Origin of the sequence: Paenibacillus sp. FSL H7-0326 (assembly GCF_001955535.1) — a bacterium.
Taxonomy (GTDB): Bacteria; Bacillota; Bacilli; order Paenibacillales; family Paenibacillaceae; genus Paenibacillus; species Paenibacillus shunpengii.
This window is the reverse complement of sequence record NZ_MPVN01000002.1, coordinates 449,059-464,959: the sequence shown is the minus strand read 5'-3', so window position 1 is coordinate 464,959 and position 15,901 is coordinate 449,059. Positions and strand designations below refer to the sequence as shown.

Sequence of the window (15,901 nt, the reverse complement as noted above, 5' to 3'; positions counted from 1 at the left end):
ATGGATCATGGCCTGCCTTAGAAAATAGTTGAAGGAAGTGACGCACATGAAAAAAGGTATTATCGAACTTGAAAATGGCGGAACCGTAGAAATCCAATTCCTGCCGGAAGAAGCACCAAATACAGTAGCAAACTTTGAAAAACTGGCTAACAGCGGTTTTTACAACGGCCTTAGCTTTCACCGTGTAATCCCTGGCTTCGTAGCTCAAGGCGGATGCCCGGTTGGCAACGGTACAGGCGGTCCTGGATACTCCATCGACTGTGAAACTGCAACAAACACAACGAAGCATGAAAAAGGTGTTCTCTCCATGGCACATGCCGGCAAAAACACAGGCGGAAGCCAATTCTTTATCGTGTATGAGCCGCAGCCGCATTTGGATGGAGTTCATACTGTATTTGGTAAAGTAATCAAAGGTATGGAATACATTGATGGCGTGAAGCAAGGCGACAAAATGAAGAGCGTATCTGTATTTGACGCTTAAGCTGAAGCCTCTCTAACGACATAGCAAGAGCAGATTAACACATCCCGCATTCTATATGCGGGATGTTTTTTTATGCCAAGTATCTCGACGAGAAGTTATGTAACTGCATTCCACACAGGGAGAGCAAGTTTTTTAATCAAGTAAGCGTATTCTTATTATTGGGTGAGAGCTCAGCTGTTGATTTTTCAGTATAGGAGTGCTACTATTTTTCTATTACTAATGTTTCATAAGCTGTAATCCTTCGGGGCAGGGTGAAATTCCCTACCGGCGGTGATGACTTGTCTTCAAGTCTTAGTCCGTGACCCGTTAGCTGGAAGCTAGCGGTGGATCTGGTGCAACTCCAGAACCGACAGTATAGTCTGGATGAGAGAAGGAGAATAGGTACATAACAGACAACTCTATTGGTTGGCGTACCCAGCGGGACTTTTGCCTGTGCGTCCGTGATGATGCTCATGGTTTATTTGCCTTACCTTTGTTAGGTTTTAATTAAGGTAACGGTAGTGTTCTGCTGTATTTTCTATTGAACTCTCAAGCCCCTAGTCTGGCAGTTTAGCCGGATAGGGGCTTTTTTTGGTGAAATGTTTCTTAAATGTCTTTGCTGAAAAGAGGTAAGCATAATGGAAATGATGAATGATGAATTCTACATGTCGCTTGCTCTGGATATGGCGGAAAGAGCGCAGGGACAGACCGGCATTAATCCCGTTGTAGGCTGTGTCGTCGTGAAGGATGGACGAATGGTTGGTCTTGGAGCCCATTTGAAAAGGGGCACAGGCCATGCCGAGGTTCATGCCTTGAACATGGCAGGCAGTGAGGCGGAGGGAAGCACCGTCTATGTAACCCTGGAGCCCTGCAGCCACTATGGAAAGACACCGCCATGCAGCGAGAGGCTGATCAGCGAGAAGGTCAAAAGGGTGGTTGTCGCTTGCGAGGATCCTAACCCGCAGGTGGCAGGCAAGGGATTTGATATGCTTCGCAGGCACGGTATTGAAGTCAAAGTCGGTGTGCTTAGAGATCGGGCCAGACGGCTCAATGAGAAATTTATCAAGTATATTACAACGGGCCTGCCCTTTGTAACGCTCAAGACGGCTTCAACGTTAGACGGAAAGATCGCAACCAAGAGCGGAGACAGCAAATGGATTTCTAACGAGCAAGCGAGAGAACATATTCATATGCTCAGACATCGTCACCAAGGTATTATGGTCGGGGTAGAAACCGTCATCGCTGACAATCCCGAGTTAACGACCCGGTTATCTATAGATGGGATTAGTCCTATTCGAATCGTCGTCGATTCGAAGCTGAGAATCCCTATAGATACGAAGCTGGTTCGGGATGGAAATGCCAAAACCTTGATCCTGACGACAGATGAAGCAGAAGCTGAACGTGAGCAGGTTCTGGAAAGTTATGGTGTACAAGTGATCCGCTGCGGTCCGGGACCGAGGGTTGATCTACTAACAGCAATGAGCTTGTTAGGAGAAATGGAGATCGGTTCTATATTGCTTGAAGGCGGCGGAACTTTGAACGGCGCAATGCTGGAGGCCAAGCTGATCGATCGCTTGCTCATGTTTATTGCACCGAAAATCGTCGGGGGATATGAGACACCAGGAAGCTTCCGATTTGAAGGCGTGGACCGAATGAATGATGCGATTCAATTAAATAAACTCGAAGTCGAGACCATTGGAGATAATATTTGTGTGACAGGTTTACCTGTGTGGCCGTAAGGCTGATAAGGAGTGAATGCCATGTTTACTGGGCTGATTGAAGAAGTTGGACGAATTCGCAGTGTTGGCCGTAAAGGGGAAGCCATGGTCCTTGGAATTAGTGCGAAGCGAATAATGGATGATCTGAAGATCGGAGACAGCGTAGCTGTCAACGGGGTATGCTTAACCGCTACCTCGATAGAAACCGGAGGCTTCCTGGCAGATGTGATGCCCGAAACGTTCCGACATACGACCCTTCGTCATTTGGGAAGCGGCAGTCCTGTTAATCTTGAACGGGCCATGTCAGCCAAAGGCCGTTTTGGAGGACATATTGTACAAGGCCATGTGGATGGAACAGGGAAGATTACAGCGATAACCCGAGATCAGAATGCGGTCGTGTTCGAAATCACGCCGGTTAACAGTGACGTATTCCGGTTTATTATTCCGAAAGGCTCCATCACGATTGAAGGCATCAGCCTGACTGTTGTCGACACGACAGCCTCCTCTTTTACCGTATCCATTATACCGCATACATTAGGGGAGACCGTGCTCGCTCATCGTAACACAGGGGATATCGTCAATCTTGAGTGTGACATTCTCGGCAAGTATGTGAATCATCTGCTGCATTATGGACAAGGAGCAAGCCCAGCGGACGGAACGGGTGAGACGTCGAAATTAAGCTTTGAATTTCTAAGCTCCCACGGTTTTAACTGATATAAATGAAGCAGTAACAAGGAGGGTACGACATGGATGAGGAATCCATTTTTCATACAGTAGAAGCAGCGCTTCAGGATCTGCAGCAAGGTAAAGTGGTCATTGTCGTTGATGATGAAGACCGCGAGAATGAGGGTGATTTTGTAGCTCTGGCGGATAAAGCCACTCCGGAAGTCATTAATTTTATGATTACCGAGGGAAGAGGACTCGTCTGTGTTCCGATTACCCAAGAACGCGCAGAAGAGCTTGACCTTAAACCAATGGTTCAGCAAAATACGGATTTTCATGGTACAGCCTTCACGGTATCCGTTGATCATAAGCTTACGACGACAGGGATATCCGCACATGAACGTTCCATTACAGTCAAAGCGCTGATTGATTCCGAAGCAACCGGATTGGATTTCAGAAAGCCTGGTCATATGTTTCCACTAATCGCCAAGAGAGGCGGAGTGCTCAGGAGAGCAGGGCATACAGAGGCTGCTGTGGATCTTGCCAGAATGAGCGGTTCCTATCCTGCAGGGGTGATCTGTGAGATCATTAAGGAAGACGGATCTATGGCCAGACTGCCTGATCTGAAGGAAATTGCAAAGCAGCACGATCTGAAGCTTATCAGCATCAAGGACATGATTGCCTATCGTAACGCCAAGGAGAAGCTGGTTACTCGCGAGGTTTCGGTGAGAATGCCGACTGATTTTGGCGAGTTTCAGGCGATAGCTTATACGAATGAAGTGGATAACAAAGAGCATGTAGCTCTTGTCAAAGGCACACTTAATACGGATGAGCCGGTCCTCGTGCGTGTACATTCCGAGTGTTTAACCGGAGATGTGTTCCATTCTCATCGTTGTGACTGCGGACCGCAGTTTGAAGCCGCCCTGCGTCAGATTCATGAGAATGGCAGCGGCGTGCTGCTCTATATGCGTCAGGAGGGCCGGGGGATCGGGCTCATTAATAAGCTTAAGGCCTACAAGCTGCAGGAGCAGGGACTTGATACGGTGGATGCGAATCTGAAGCTGGGCTTCCCGGCTGATCTTCGCGATTACGGCATCGGCGCGCAAATTCTCAAAGACTTGGGAATCCGCAAGATTAACCTGCTGACGAACAATCCGCGAAAGATCAAAGGGTTAGAGGGATATGGTCTCGAAGTTGTTTCTAGAGTACCGATTCAAATTGCAGAAAATAAAGATAATTCTTCCTACCTGCATACCAAGCAGTCCAAGCTGGGGCATATGCTGAAATTTGATGATATTGAGCAGAACGAGCAGGAAATCAAATCTTAAGTTAAATACTACTCATTATAAGAAGGGCAGATGAATAATAATGGCTAACTATTTTGAAGGTAATTTAGTCTCTGAGGGATTAAGATATGGCGTTGTGGTTGGACGTTTCAATGAATTTTTAACGAGCAAGCTGCTGTCAGCATCCCTGGATGCGTTCAAACGTCATGGTGTGCAGGATGATGAGGTTGATGTGGCTTGGGTTCCTGGAGCCTTTGAGATTCCTTTGATTGCTCAAAAAATGGCCGAGAGCGGCAAATATGATGCAGTGATTACACTCGCCACTGTCATCCGCGGCTCTACAACGCATTATGATTATGTTTGTAATGAAATGGCCAAGGGGGTCGCTGCAATTAACCTGAAGACAGGCGTGCCGACCATATTTGGACTGGTTTCTACAGAAAATATTGAACAGGCGATTGAACGCTCTGGAACGAAAGCAGGAAATAAAGGCTGGGACGCTGCCGTTGCAGCAATTGAGATGGCAAACTTGACGAAACAGCTAAAATAGTGCTTAGTTAATATAAAGCCCTGTACTCAGGCTTCTCTTAGCCGGGGCAGGGCTTTACGTATTTTGTAACATTAGCGGGAGGATGCGCCCATTGACGGTTGTGACTTATAAGCTTGAATCGTTTGAAGGCCCGCTGGACCTTCTATTACATTTGATTGACAAACATGAGATTGACATCCAGGATATACCGATCAGCCGAATAACGGACCAATATATGGATTATATTCACTCCATGCAGGAGCTGGAGCTTGATATTACAAGCGAGTTTTTGGTGATGGCAGCTACTCTTCTTGCGATCAAGAGTAAAATATTGCTGCCCAAGCCTCCTGTGTTTCTTGAATTTGAAGACGATCATTTCATGGAGGAAGAGGATGAAGACCCTCGTGCCGAATTGGTTCAGAAGCTTATTGAATACCGAAAATTCAAGAGCATCGCGCGTCATCTGCATGAACGGGAATCGGTTCGCAGTCTTATTTTCTCTAAAGAGCCGGAGGATCTAACGCCTTATGTTCATCATGAACCGTCGAATCCGGTTGAAGGGCTGCATACAGCGGATTTGATTACAGCCTTTCAGAAGGCACTCAGCCGGGCTGCAAGAAATACGACGGTGGCTAGGATTCATCGTGATGAAATATCGGTAAAGGATCGGATCCGGGATGTAGCGGGGACGCTTGGACGTAAAGGGTATGGCAGTAAAATGCTGTTCTCCAAGCTGCTGAATGAGGACATGTATCGCCAAGAGATTGTTGTTACTTTTTTGGCTATTCTGGAATTAATGAAAATGAAACAAATTGTATGTTACCAGGAACGATTATTCGAAGATATCGTGATGGAGTGGAGAGGAGAAAAAGAAAGCGATGGACTTTCCGGCATTGAAGTCGATTATTGAGGGCTTGTTATTCTTATCGGGTGAAGAAGGACTAGGTGTCAAGCAGCTCTCCGAAATTGTCGATCAGCGTCCAGAAGTCGTAACTGATGCGCTTGAGGAACTGAAAAGGGAATATACCAAGCAGGGAAGAGGACTGCAGATATTAAAAATTGCAGGAAACTACCAAATGGGAACCTTGCCTGAGCATGCTGTTTATTTTGAGAAGCTTGCTTATTCCCCTTCCAGATCCTCACTCTCTCAAGCCGCACTTGAAACGTTATCCATTATTGCTTACCGGCAGCCGATAACGAGAGTGGAGATTGAAGAGATCCGCGGAGTTAAGGCAGAACGGGCGCTTCATACTTTAACAAGCAAGGATCTGATTGAAGAGGTTGGACGAGCAGATGCCATCGGCCGCCCTATTTTATATGGCACAACGAAAGCCTTCCTTGATTATTTTGGTCTTGGCACAATTAAAGATTTGCCTGAGCCGTCTGTATTCGAATATGCTGACCCGCTCGAAGAAGAGACGCAGCTCTTGTTCAGCATGCTGGGTCAGAATATGTTTGAAGAAGAGTCTTCGGGTGAAGCTCTGGTTGACAATGAGATTAATAAAGCGGAGTAATCGTTTAATCGATGTCCTTTAGAGGGCATCGATTTTTTTATGCCCAAAAGTTTCGCATGGTTTCCATAATTAAGAACATACTAAAGGGGAGTTTTAATTTTACATATACCAGGGGGAAGACTCGTGTGGATCTGGATTGGCGCAGGCATACTGTTTGTTATCATTCTACTTATTGTGCTCGTACTTGTATCAAGAATACATATCCATCTGGTTGTGAAGTCTGCAAATAATAAGCAGGAAGTTCATGTTCAGCTCAAAATGCTGTACGGAATTCTCCGAATCACCAAGGAAATCCCCGAACAGAAGATTCAAGAGCTCAAAGCCAAGCTGCTTAATAAGCTTGAGGTTGCTATGTCAGATCAGCTGAATGGAGAAGATAGGCAAAAAGATTCGGTAATGCCTGATGAGAAGCATGGGAAGAAAGGGATATTGCATCAGTCCTATGCTTTGCTCAAGAGTGCATATGCACTGAAAATATGGGATACAGCTCCTTTTGCTTCGATTCGGATTTTGGATCTCAGATGGAATTCTCGTATAGGGACAGAGGATGTTGTATTTACTTCTATAGCCACAGGCATTTTGTGGGGAATTAAGAACTCGATTCTTGGCTGGTTGTCCCATAAGGTGAGGCTTCTGGAGATGCCACAGCTTGATGTCACACCGAATTGGACTGAACAGTGGGATCTAAAGACGGATTTTGAAATAAGAGCCTGTATTCGCTTTGTCAAAGCGATGCGGCTCAGCAATATGCTTACCAAGCGATTAGCTGAAGCCCATGGAGGCATTATGGCCTGGCGCAGAGATTTGGAGGAGGATGCTTAGTCATAGAAATTAATTTTTTTCCAGTCCGCTTTTTGCACATACTGATCCTGTACCTTGGGAAACCTATCAATGTCAAACCATTGTTAGAAGGAGGCAATTTATTATGTCGGATCATCCAATTCAAGGATTAATGAAAACGGCCATGGAAAACATCAAAGCGATGGTCGATGTCAACACCATAGTAGGTGATGCAGTGGAAACGCCGGATGGGTGTGTAGTGGCTGAAAGATACCACGCCAACAAAGCGGTGCTAAACCCCTAAACCCTTGGTACGTATAGAGAAAGTAGATATACGTGAATAACTGGGATGTAGGGAGGACTGAGATGCGAATGCCAAATATGAACGGTAAGTATGGTGAAAGCTTTAGAAAAAACAAATTTATCGAGATTCAGCAGTTCTTAGCAGAGATTGGATATAAGCTCCATGAAACAGAGTACGTTAACAATAGAACGCCTATGAGCGTTGAATGCAACAACAATCACATCTACCCCGCCACATGGGATAACCTACGGCAAGGTAAGCTGTGCAGAGAGTGTTACTTGACTAAGGTGCAGACACCAGTAGTGATCAGGAAGCAAGAGAAACAGACACGGAAGAAGATGTCGCAAGAACAGAAGTACGAGGTTTTCGAGACAGCCGTGGAAGCAGAGGGCTATGTGCTCCATCCAGGCGAATATGTAAACAATCAGACTAAGTTCGATGTGACTTGTCCCGAGGATCACACTTACCCCACCACTTGGAATAGATGGCAGAGTGGACAGAGATGTCGTGAGTGTTTTGAGAAGCGTGTAAGAAAGTCCACTGAAGACATCGCGGCTGAGTTAGCGGCTGAAGGGTGTGAACTGATCGGAGAATATAACGGCTCTAATAAGAGGTTCAAATACAAGTGTGTATGTGGTACGTTAGCCTACGGCAGAATCAAGGACTTTAGAAATGGAGTTCGTTGTAAATTCTGTGCGGGGGAAAAGACAAGGGAGACAAATCGACTCAAGAGACTTGAAAAGTTAAAGCAGTACGATCTTGAACATCCTGAGGAGGTACAAGTATAGTGCCGCACCGAAGATAGGTCTCAACAAAATAGTAATGCTTACCACAAAAAGAGATCAGGTCAATCCTGGTCTCTTTTTCCATTTAATTCGAGAGGTTCATCCCTGTTTCGTCTACTCTACATTAAGAGGACTTTTTAGGGAGAGGGGGTAGGGGAGTGAGCAAAGATACAGCTCTAACAGTTATGTTCGGATGGGTGGTGTCGTCTTTGGTCTACTTGGTAGGAGGTATCGACCACCTGTTTATTGCAGTAACGATTTTCGTGGTGCTTGACTACCTAACAGGTGTAGTTAGCGCGTGGTATAGAAAGGAATTGTCAAGTCGAACAGGATGGTGGGGTCTCGCAAGGAAGTCCATGACACTGGTCTTCGTGATCGTAGCTCATCAGCTTGATCTAGTGGCAGGTAACGAGAACAACTTTATGAGGAACGCAATGCTGTTGTTCATCATCGGTACCGAAGGAATTAGTATTTTCGAGAACATGGGTAAGATGGGACTTCCAGTTCCAAAGTTCATCACAGCGGCTCTCATTAAGCTTCGCGGCGACGAGGAGGACGAGAGCAAAACAGACAACAAGAAGGAGGGATAGTAATGCTTCCGATCACTAAGGACTATCTGCCGATCAATAAGTTCAGTCGTGTTGGTATCAAGCTTAAATCCAAGAAGGGTATTGTCATGCACTACACCGCATCTCCTGGCGCACCTGCCAAGAACATCGGTAAGTACTTTGCAGGACTAGCTCAACAAAATCCCAACGATAATATCAAGGACACATACGCGGGTGCTCAGTACTCTGTAGACCGCACCTCGATTTACAATAATATCCCTGACGACGAGATGGCTTACCACTGCGGTAGCACGACTTACACCAAGGAAGCTCTTTCACAACTTGGTACATACCCCAACAACAGCACTGTTGGAATTGAGATGTGTATTGAGAAAGATGGTAGCATCCATGAGGACACGTTCAACAACGCTGTAGACCTCGTTGTGTACCTGATTAAGGTGAGAGGGTTCCCTAACTCCATTTGGACACACAAGGGCGTTGTAGGGTGGAAGGAATGTCCTCTGCCGTGGATCAAGAACCCTAGTGAGTTCGAGAGATTCAAGAAGGCGGTCAATGACAAACTGAACCCGCCAAAACCTGTAAAGGAGGAGGAAGACGAAGTGAACAAAGTACTTGAGTACGCTAACTGGGCGTGGGACGAGCTTGATAAGTACGTAGGAGATGCTTACAACGATAAGATCATCTCTGAATGGTCTTGGGTCGAGAAGGTTCGTAAGAAGAAGCTGACTTACGGTGAGCTGATCCTGCTGAAGGTTCTGATCGACGAACGCAGACGTAATAAATCAGCCTAAGGAACGAAGGGAGGTGAGACCATGGACATCAGGAAGCGTTTGAAGGACGTTCCTACGCTGTTGGCTATCGCCGCCTTTGTGTTGGACATCCTGATCTTTGCGGGGGTTGTAGACCTACCTGTAAGGGCTGAGATCGAGACCTACATTCAGCGAGGGTTAGAGGTACTTGTCCTGTTGGGCGTACTGAATAACCCAACCACCGAGGGACATAGTTACATGGATGAGAAATAAAAAAAGGAGAGGGGCACACTGTGCCACCTCTCCTTTTGTTTTAAGCCGCTTCTTCTTGAACCAGGATGCGGACATTGAACTTGCCTGTCTCGTCCTTCAGGAAGCCGCTGATCTTGTCGAAACGAGCTAACAGCTCCTCACCGCTAAACGTTCCGTTGTAGTTGATCTTGATTCCTTCATTCGCTTGCTCAGGGGCAATGTCCTCAAAGACTGAGATGCTTACCGAGAACGCACCGCCCTCATCCTTCAGGAAGCCCACGATCTTAGTGAACTTGGTTTCGAGATCAGCAATGTTGAAGACTCCCGCATAACTAATCCCCAAACCTTCACTGTTAAGTACGACTGCATTATTTTTATTGGTGCGTTGGTTAGCATTGCTTCCTGCACCTATGGATTGTTGTTTAGCTTTTGCGTTGCCTGGGGTAGCTGTCTTCAGTCCGTGTTCTTTGACAACCTTATAGTACTGATGAGTTTTCATCCCCCAAGTACGTTCGATCTGAGCGTTGTTAAATTTGTCTCTCCAACTCTGAAGAACTTCTGCACGCTTCTCCGCAGGTTCGATCTTCTTAAACTCCTCGTAAGGCAGAATGTTTTCGTACATGTTAGTCACCTGAACCTTTCCTGATTTAGTATAGTCTCGCTTTTCCTTGCCTGTCATCATTTCATGAGGGTACCTTTTTGCCCGTGCCCCGCGTGAGACATTTGCTGTTCTCCCCGCGAGTCTTTTCTCGTAGACATCATCTTAAAAAATCTTATCTATTGGCTCCTCAGATAACACTGCTCTTACCCCCTTAGGGAGTTTATTCAAAGACAGTATACACTTGTCCAATAGAAAAAGGAAGTGGGGTGTCCCACTTCCTACAGGATTTACCTACTTCAGTTGTTTACGAACTCTTGCGCGAATCTCGCCTAGGGTCTCGTCACGAACCAACTTTCCGTCAAGGAACAGTACTTCTAACTGGTCGAGGTGAGCGATCTCCTCGTAGTCAGCTCTGTACATACCGTCCTTATAAGTCAGACGACCATTAATGTCTTCGACAACAGCAACCAACCCTCTCTGCGACTTCTTCATACCACTGTCTGTCTTAGGGTCTTTGTAGAGAAGTCTTTCCTCACCGTTGATTACTGCATGAGTCGCTTTCATCGCGAACATGAATGTGTCTCGGGTGTTGTATTGGTACGTGAACGATCCGATACCGAACACCACATTTGTCGAAGCGAATCCCTTGTCCATCAGTCGCTTGCAAATCTCCTCGCAACGATCAAGAGTGATGGAGTCGCCATAGATAGCACCGATGTGTGTATCGAGTTGCTTGTAACCACGATCAGTTACAGTACCACCGAAGGTATCCCACAGTGCTTCGATCAATCCCTTGCGAACGATCTCCTCCTCAGCATTAGGATCACCGCAGAGAATCAGAACAGGGTCTCCCGAGTCAGGACGACAAACTACTCTACCGTCTCGTCCCATAATCTCTTTCTTCAAGGAAGGGAGCACTTTTTCGATTACGTGCCAGAAGTCCCATGTGTCCATTACAGCCGAGAAGAATCCAGTAGGGTAGACTTCAGTCATCAGTCGCAATAGTACTTCTCTCTCGTCCTGACCGTTGGCACACATTACAGCGTGTTCAGTGGCGGGGATGGAGGTACCAACCAGTTCATTCTCGATGTCTGCATTGTAATACTTCTCAAGGTATCCAATAGCAGGGCATGTGTCCGTTCCGCTGAAGGAGAGCAGGTGACCTGCACCACTCGAAGCCGCCGCGTGACGACCTGCCATACCTCTCATGGAGAAGTCGTGTCCCTGGAACTGGATAGCTCCCTCGTCACTGCCTGTCATCTCGGCATACCGAGTCAGAATCTCAAGGTACTGGAACGCGATTGTTGCGCTTGTGGAAGGCATCCATACCTCACAGGACATAACCGTCTCAATGGAGTTGGTCAGCCAATAGAATGCAGGAAGTGTGTTCTCCACAGTAACTACTGGGACGCGGGTAGGGGCAAGAGTACCTTCTTTCAGAGCCTTGATCTTCAGTGGTAGGTAGCCCAGGTCATGTAGAGCCGCAATACGGGATGCGTTAGGTTCAGCAATTCCCATCGTGTGACGGATGAATCGTTTGTATTGAGCGATCACTACGTCCTTAGGAAGATTGAAGAAGTATGTGTTGAAGTAGTCGATCAAGAAATCCTTCACGAAGCCTTGCACACCGAACACCATTACCTCATTCACACCTTCCAGGCGGCTACCGCGAGGAGTCCATGTGGAGGATACGTACTCTGTACCTTCAGGATACTGCTCAGGGTGGGACAGTTTATAGAAATCACACATAAGTTCAGGAGGAAAGTTAGTAGTAATAGTAGTTGTCATAGGATTACACGCTCCGATTCAAGTATTTTTAAGGCACTGTCAAGAGTTACGTAAGAAGTAAGAAGTCCTGCGCGGTCATCAAGTAGTATGTTGCAGTAAATCTTCCGACCAGTGAAGGGTACAAACGGTGCGTTCTCGTTGATCGCGTCATAAGGGATGCCGTTACTCTCCAAGTAGTCCTTAATGAAGTCGTACTTGTCCTCACTACAACAAGTGGAGACGATGAAATATGCACCGTAGGCTTCACAGCGTTGCAGAAGACTGATTACTTGGTCGTAGCTACTGCCCCGCTTGTGGTAGTCGTACACGGTGTCATCGAAGTCGTAGGCAATGATGATCTTCCCGTGCTCTCTCCACTCATTCACAAGCCTGTTTATGGCGTTGGTGGGGTGGAGGAAGGGGTCAGTTCCGTTTGTGTCAATCAGGGGTAGCTTCTCCATTAGATCAGCTCCTTCACGCTAATCTTGCTCTCCCATGCTTCAAGTACTTCGGTGAGCAGAGTGTTCGTGGTGTATACATGGTCAATCAGCTCAGAGGTGAACACATTTCCTTTGAAGATAGAGTCCTCAGCATGAGTCACTACGAGATGAACCTCAGCCGCGCCTACTTCACGCAGAGCATTGGAGCTTCTGATGAATGTGTTTCCGTAAGAGCAGAGGTCATCCACAATGACCGCTTTGAACCCTTTACTCTCGACAGAGCCGACCAGTTGAAGCTTGTCGATCTCCCCAGTAGCAAAGTTGCGTTCCTTAAACCCAACCAGTTGCTTGAACTTAGTGAAGTTCTTTCCGTAACGCTTTTGAGCACCTTGGTCGGGGAAGAACAGATAATCCTTTTCGATGTCGAAGTCTACTTCCATCATGACCTCATGCAGGAGGGCGGTGGTTGGGTAAGTAGCTTCACAACGATCAAGTAGTGCCAACGTGACATCAGAGTGCGGCTCGATCACATTAACGTAGTCGAAGTTCATGTCGTTAATCATCTTGGCGACGTACTTCAGTGTAAAGACCGATGACCCTTCAGACCTGTCCATGCGGCTGTATGGCATGTATGCGATCTTCAGAATGCTTCTCTTACAGAAGTACCTATCCAGGTGGGACTTGACGAACAGGAGCTTCACGAGGTCACTGTCGTTTTCATATTTGAAGATGACTTCAGCGTCATAGTTTCTGTCTGCTAAGAGGTCTAAAATTTGATCCCCGTCAACCAAAGTCTCCCCATTAGGGAAGACCTTGAAGTTGAGGGTTGCGCCATTAAGTTTAATCATGTTGGGTCACCCTTTCTTTCTTGTTGGTTACTTACCGAGACCTTTAGTGGTACCCGACTGCGGCTTATCATCGAACGCTTTCAGTTGCTCAGCGATCTGATCGTGGACAACTCCCCAACCGTAGGCGAACACTTCATCAGTGGATTCATCTTTACTGGGTGTCATACGAACTCCTGCTGTTGGTTTGTAGTTTTGGTAGTTCGGCAGGGACTTGGTGAACGTAGCTTCAACGTATACTTCAGTTACTTTTGGCATTGGTAGTATCCTCCTTGGTTTTAGCGGTCTCACACCCATTTATGATGTGGTTGACCTGCTCTAAGATATCCTTGTTGTGCTTACCACACTTCTCACAGTCATAGTTCATTGAAACGGTGTTGCTCCTTACATTAGATACTGACAACCCTCTTACCGAAGTTCAGAATGTACAGACAAAGCGAACGCTTTTGCTTTTCGGTCATATACCCGACCAGTTGGTGGTGATTGCAGATACTCTGTACCCGACTGTCCTGCTCGTTCATAGCCCCTGACAGCTCTTTAGCCGCTCGGTAGAGTATTCGTACCCTACGGATGAGTTCGTCGTCTACAAGGGCTGTCAGCTCGTCTAACGGGTCATCTTCTGTGACTCTGAAACGCGGCTCGTCGAACATTGCTTGGTCGGCGTAGTAATCAGCTATATCTCCCATCAGAACTTGTCCCGAACACACTTATCAAGGAATGTCTCACTCATTACGTTGTAGAAGGGCTTACCGTTCGCCTTGATGACCTCCATGAAGTAGGCATAACTGCCGTTAGCATTGCACTTGTCAGGGGATACGCTCAGTACCTTCATAGTGCGGTTGGACATCGGGTGTTCAAAGCGATCACCAATTTCATATCGTGGGCGGGAAACCTTAACGAGATCGTGAAGATCAACCAAGCGGTGGAACTCCTCAATAGGGTGCATAGAAGGTTGATCATGGTTACTGATCTTCAGTACAACGAAGTCGGCTCCGCTGATCTTCATAAACGAGATGACCTCGTAGTGTACGAACGTAGTGGTGCTACGGTATACATCCTCCGCTTGGTACTGGATTCCTTTGTGGTATAGGTTAGCTGTTGTTCTAGTCACGGTTACTTTCATCTCCTCGCTCAATCGGTAATGGGTAGGCGCAGTCTTGGCACAGCGCGGCGAACTCGCCTGTGGTGTTGGTTCCACAGCGTTCGCAGTAGGTGACAGGGAGAAGGTTACCGAAGTGATGTATCTCACCGTCAATGTCTCTGATCTTAGGGTATTGTTTCACCTGAATCTCAATGATCTCACCCGTTAGCTTGTTAAGGCAGGGACGGCTGATCGAGAACCAGGAGTAGTAATCCTCAGTCGATAGGACACTGTGGGAGTCGAATCGGTACTGGATGTCCATGCCCTTGAAGCGTAACAACAAGGGCATCAACTCCTCCTCGGTGATCTCCATAACTTCTCCCCACCGACCTGCAAAGCGCAGGGAGTGGGCGGGGAGGATGAATACAGGGTCACCGACCTTAATCATTCCTTGACCACCGATACAGTCAGACGGGGTGCATCGTACTTCTCAACCCATGCGTAAGCTTTGAGAGCTTCCAGGTCGATCTCTCCACTCTCAACGTACTCTGCAAGAACATCTTCATCCACGACTTTGACCGCTTGGATGATATCCTCGTAGATTCGGTGACTGTATTTACTTTCAAGGAACTCGATCACCTTTTCTTTGTCGAAGTGTGACTTATCAGGCGTGGAGTACGAAGCTCGGAAGCCGCCCCAGTCTGCCTTGCGCTTGCCCAACTCGGATAAGCCTTTAAGGATGGCACCCTTGTTCTCCTTGAGCCACTTCTCGTCCTGCTTCTTACGTTCATTACGGAAGTGGTACTCTCGGAGTGTGTCCTCCCCAACCGATGTTTCTTGAGCGAATACGTCCTTCTTCTCGGAAGGCTCAATCCCTAAAACTTGCTGAGCTAGTTTATTCATTTGCTCTCATCTCCCTTCACTTTCTCTATACGAAGTCGATTGAGAGCAGTTAAGACCTGAATCAAAATAATTCAAGCAGTCTTTTTAGAACGCTTCTTTACAGGTGGAGGGGAGACGGGAAGACCGCCTTCCACTTCAGAATCCTTCAGATACTCTAGGTCGCTGAAGAAGTCGTGACCACATGTAGTATGGAAGCTTGGCATTTCTGTATCGTATGGAACATAATCGTAATAGGAAATCTCGTCACACTTGCGGCACCATAGCCAGTTCCGTTTATACCCTTCAGGGATAGGAGGAACGTCAGGTAGAATTACTTTGCTTATAGGTCTTGGCATTGTTTATCCCTCCATGTATTTATCTCAGACTCAGTGGCTTTTCTGACTGAGGGTTTATTTACTGCTACATCTCCACCCTCGAAGTAGTACCACCAACCACATTCACTAATTTCAGATACCACCCCAAATCCATAACGCTGACAGAATCCTAATTCCCCTGCCTTAGGCATTAGATCACCCTCCTGCATGTATATTGTTATACCTAATTGCTGTGTAATCTTTACCACCTCGATATGCTTCTTCATTAGCGTCCTCCAAATAAAGAAACCGCCCTTTTGAGGACGGTTCTTTAGCCAGATATTGTGGCTCACTTTAGCGTC

Annotated in this window: 22 protein-coding genes, 1 pseudogene and 1 riboswitch; of the genes and pseudogenes, 13 read left to right on the top strand and 10 right to left on the bottom strand. The window is 46.8% G+C overall.

The window, feature by feature from the left end:
• The first annotated feature begins 46 nt into the window (after positions 1-46).
• The 13 genes and pseudogenes from BK126_RS13010 to BK126_RS12950 all read left to right on the top strand — a co-directional run bounded on the left by BK126_RS13010 (position 47) and on the right by BK126_RS12950 (position 9,630).
• Positions 47-481: a peptidylprolyl isomerase gene (locus BK126_RS13010; RefSeq protein ID WP_076313062.1), complete on the top strand. Its 435-nt coding sequence runs from the start codon at positions 47-49 to the stop codon at positions 479-481.
• A 233-nt stretch (positions 482-714) separates the two neighbouring features.
• A riboswitch (FMN riboswitch) is annotated at positions 715-860 on the top strand.
• Between the two features lie 238 nt (positions 861-1,098).
• Positions 1,099-2,199, top strand: coding sequence for a bifunctional diaminohydroxyphosphoribosylaminopyrimidine deaminase/5-amino-6-(5-phosphoribosylamino)uracil reductase RibD (gene ribD, locus BK126_RS13005; RefSeq protein WP_076313061.1), 1,101 nt, complete (start codon positions 1,099-1,101; stop codon positions 2,197-2,199).
• A gap of 21 nt (positions 2,200-2,220) precedes the next feature.
• A complete protein-coding gene (gene ribE / locus BK126_RS13000; protein WP_076313060.1) occupies positions 2,221-2,892 on the top strand; it encodes a riboflavin synthase in 672 nt (223 codons plus the stop codon).
• 32 nt (positions 2,893-2,924) lie between these two features.
• Entirely contained in the window at positions 2,925-4,169 is a 1,245-nt protein-coding gene (locus BK126_RS12995) for a bifunctional 3,4-dihydroxy-2-butanone-4-phosphate synthase/GTP cyclohydrolase II (protein ID WP_076313059.1), read from the top strand.
• Between the two features lie 40 nt (positions 4,170-4,209).
• Entirely contained in the window at positions 4,210-4,677 is a 468-nt protein-coding gene (gene ribH, locus BK126_RS12990; protein ID WP_047911095.1) for a 6,7-dimethyl-8-ribityllumazine synthase, read from the top strand.
• Between the two features lie 91 nt (positions 4,678-4,768).
• Positions 4,769-5,566, top strand: a complete 798-nt coding sequence (locus tag BK126_RS12985; protein WP_256702822.1) for a segregation and condensation protein A — start codon at positions 4,769-4,771, stop codon at positions 5,564-5,566.
• Complete coding sequence (scpB, locus tag BK126_RS12980; RefSeq protein ID WP_076313057.1) at positions 5,535-6,170, top strand: SMC-Scp complex subunit ScpB; 636 nt, start codon at positions 5,535-5,537, stop codon at positions 6,168-6,170. The genes BK126_RS12985 and scpB overlap by 32 nt, the downstream gene beginning before the upstream one ends.
• A 123-nt stretch (positions 6,171-6,293) precedes the next feature.
• Positions 6,294-6,992 (top strand): DUF2953 domain-containing protein, encoded by a 699-nt coding sequence (locus BK126_RS12975; protein WP_076313056.1) that lies wholly within the window; start codon positions 6,294-6,296, stop codon positions 6,990-6,992.
• 103 nt (positions 6,993-7,095) lie between these two features.
• Positions 7,096-7,212 (top strand): annotated as a pseudogene (locus tag BK126_RS12970) (GerW family sporulation protein); the annotation flags it as partial.
• Between the two features lie 110 nt (positions 7,213-7,322).
• Positions 7,323-8,042 carry a hypothetical protein gene (locus BK126_RS12965; protein WP_143042078.1) on the top strand — a complete coding sequence of 240 codons (720 nt, stop codon included), beginning with the start codon at positions 7,323-7,325 and terminating at the stop codon, positions 8,040-8,042.
• Positions 8,043-8,224: 182 nt separating this feature from the next.
• Complete coding sequence (locus BK126_RS12960; RefSeq protein WP_076313523.1) at positions 8,225-8,629, top strand: phage holin family protein; 405 nt, start codon at positions 8,225-8,227, stop codon at positions 8,627-8,629.
• 2 nt (positions 8,630-8,631) lie between these two features.
• Entirely contained in the window at positions 8,632-9,399 is a 768-nt protein-coding gene (locus tag BK126_RS12955) for a peptidoglycan recognition protein family protein (protein WP_076313054.1), read from the top strand.
• A gap of 21 nt (positions 9,400-9,420) precedes the next feature.
• A complete protein-coding gene (locus tag BK126_RS12950; RefSeq protein ID WP_076313053.1) occupies positions 9,421-9,630 on the top strand; it encodes a hypothetical protein in 210 nt (69 codons plus the stop codon).
• Positions 9,631-9,670: 40 nt separating this feature from the next.
• On the opposite strand, the gene BK126_RS12945 is transcribed toward BK126_RS12950, so the two are convergent.
• The 10 genes from BK126_RS12945 to BK126_RS12895 form a co-directional block, all read right to left on the bottom strand.
• Positions 9,671-10,231 carry a hypothetical protein gene (locus BK126_RS12945; protein WP_143042079.1) on the bottom strand — a complete coding sequence of 187 codons (561 nt, stop codon included), beginning with the start codon at positions 10,229-10,231 and terminating at the stop codon, positions 9,671-9,673.
• A 270-nt stretch (positions 10,232-10,501) separates the two neighbouring features.
• Complete coding sequence (locus BK126_RS12940) at positions 10,502-11,998, bottom strand: nicotinate phosphoribosyltransferase (protein WP_076313051.1); 1,497 nt, start codon at positions 11,996-11,998, stop codon at positions 10,502-10,504.
• On the bottom strand, positions 11,995-12,438 hold the full coding sequence (locus tag BK126_RS12935; protein ID WP_076313050.1) for an MDR/zinc-dependent alcohol dehydrogenase-like family protein: 444 nt from the start codon (positions 12,436-12,438) through the stop codon (positions 11,995-11,997). The genes BK126_RS12940 and BK126_RS12935 overlap by 4 nt, the downstream gene beginning before the upstream one ends.
• Positions 12,438-13,046: a phosphoribosyltransferase family protein gene (locus BK126_RS12930; RefSeq protein WP_256702821.1), complete on the bottom strand. Its 609-nt coding sequence runs from the start codon at positions 13,044-13,046 to the stop codon at positions 12,438-12,440. Before BK126_RS12930 ends, BK126_RS12935 begins: the two co-directional genes overlap by 1 nt.
• Before the next feature lie 246 nt (positions 13,047-13,292).
• Positions 13,293-13,520 (bottom strand): hypothetical protein, encoded by a 228-nt coding sequence (locus BK126_RS12925; protein WP_076313048.1) that lies wholly within the window; start codon positions 13,518-13,520, stop codon positions 13,293-13,295.
• A gap of 427 nt (positions 13,521-13,947) precedes the next feature.
• Positions 13,948-14,373, bottom strand: a complete 426-nt coding sequence (locus tag BK126_RS12915) for a hypothetical protein (RefSeq protein ID WP_076313046.1) — start codon at positions 14,371-14,373, stop codon at positions 13,948-13,950.
• Positions 14,366-14,692, bottom strand: coding sequence for a hypothetical protein (locus tag BK126_RS12910; protein ID WP_143042080.1), 327 nt, complete (start codon positions 14,690-14,692; stop codon positions 14,366-14,368). The genes BK126_RS12915 and BK126_RS12910 overlap by 8 nt, the downstream gene beginning before the upstream one ends.
• A gap of 95 nt (positions 14,693-14,787) precedes the next feature.
• Positions 14,788-15,246, bottom strand: coding sequence for a hypothetical protein (locus BK126_RS12905; RefSeq protein WP_076313044.1), 459 nt, complete (start codon positions 15,244-15,246; stop codon positions 14,788-14,790).
• Between the two features lie 71 nt (positions 15,247-15,317).
• A complete protein-coding gene (locus BK126_RS12900; protein ID WP_076313043.1) occupies positions 15,318-15,581 on the bottom strand; it encodes a hypothetical protein in 264 nt (87 codons plus the stop codon).
• The gene (locus BK126_RS12895; protein ID WP_143042081.1) at positions 15,566-15,826 is read right to left on the bottom strand and encodes a hypothetical protein; all 261 of its coding nucleotides are present in this window, start codon (positions 15,824-15,826) and stop codon (positions 15,566-15,568) included. The genes BK126_RS12900 and BK126_RS12895 overlap by 16 nt, the downstream gene beginning before the upstream one ends.
• Positions 15,827-15,901: the final 75 nt, after the last annotated feature.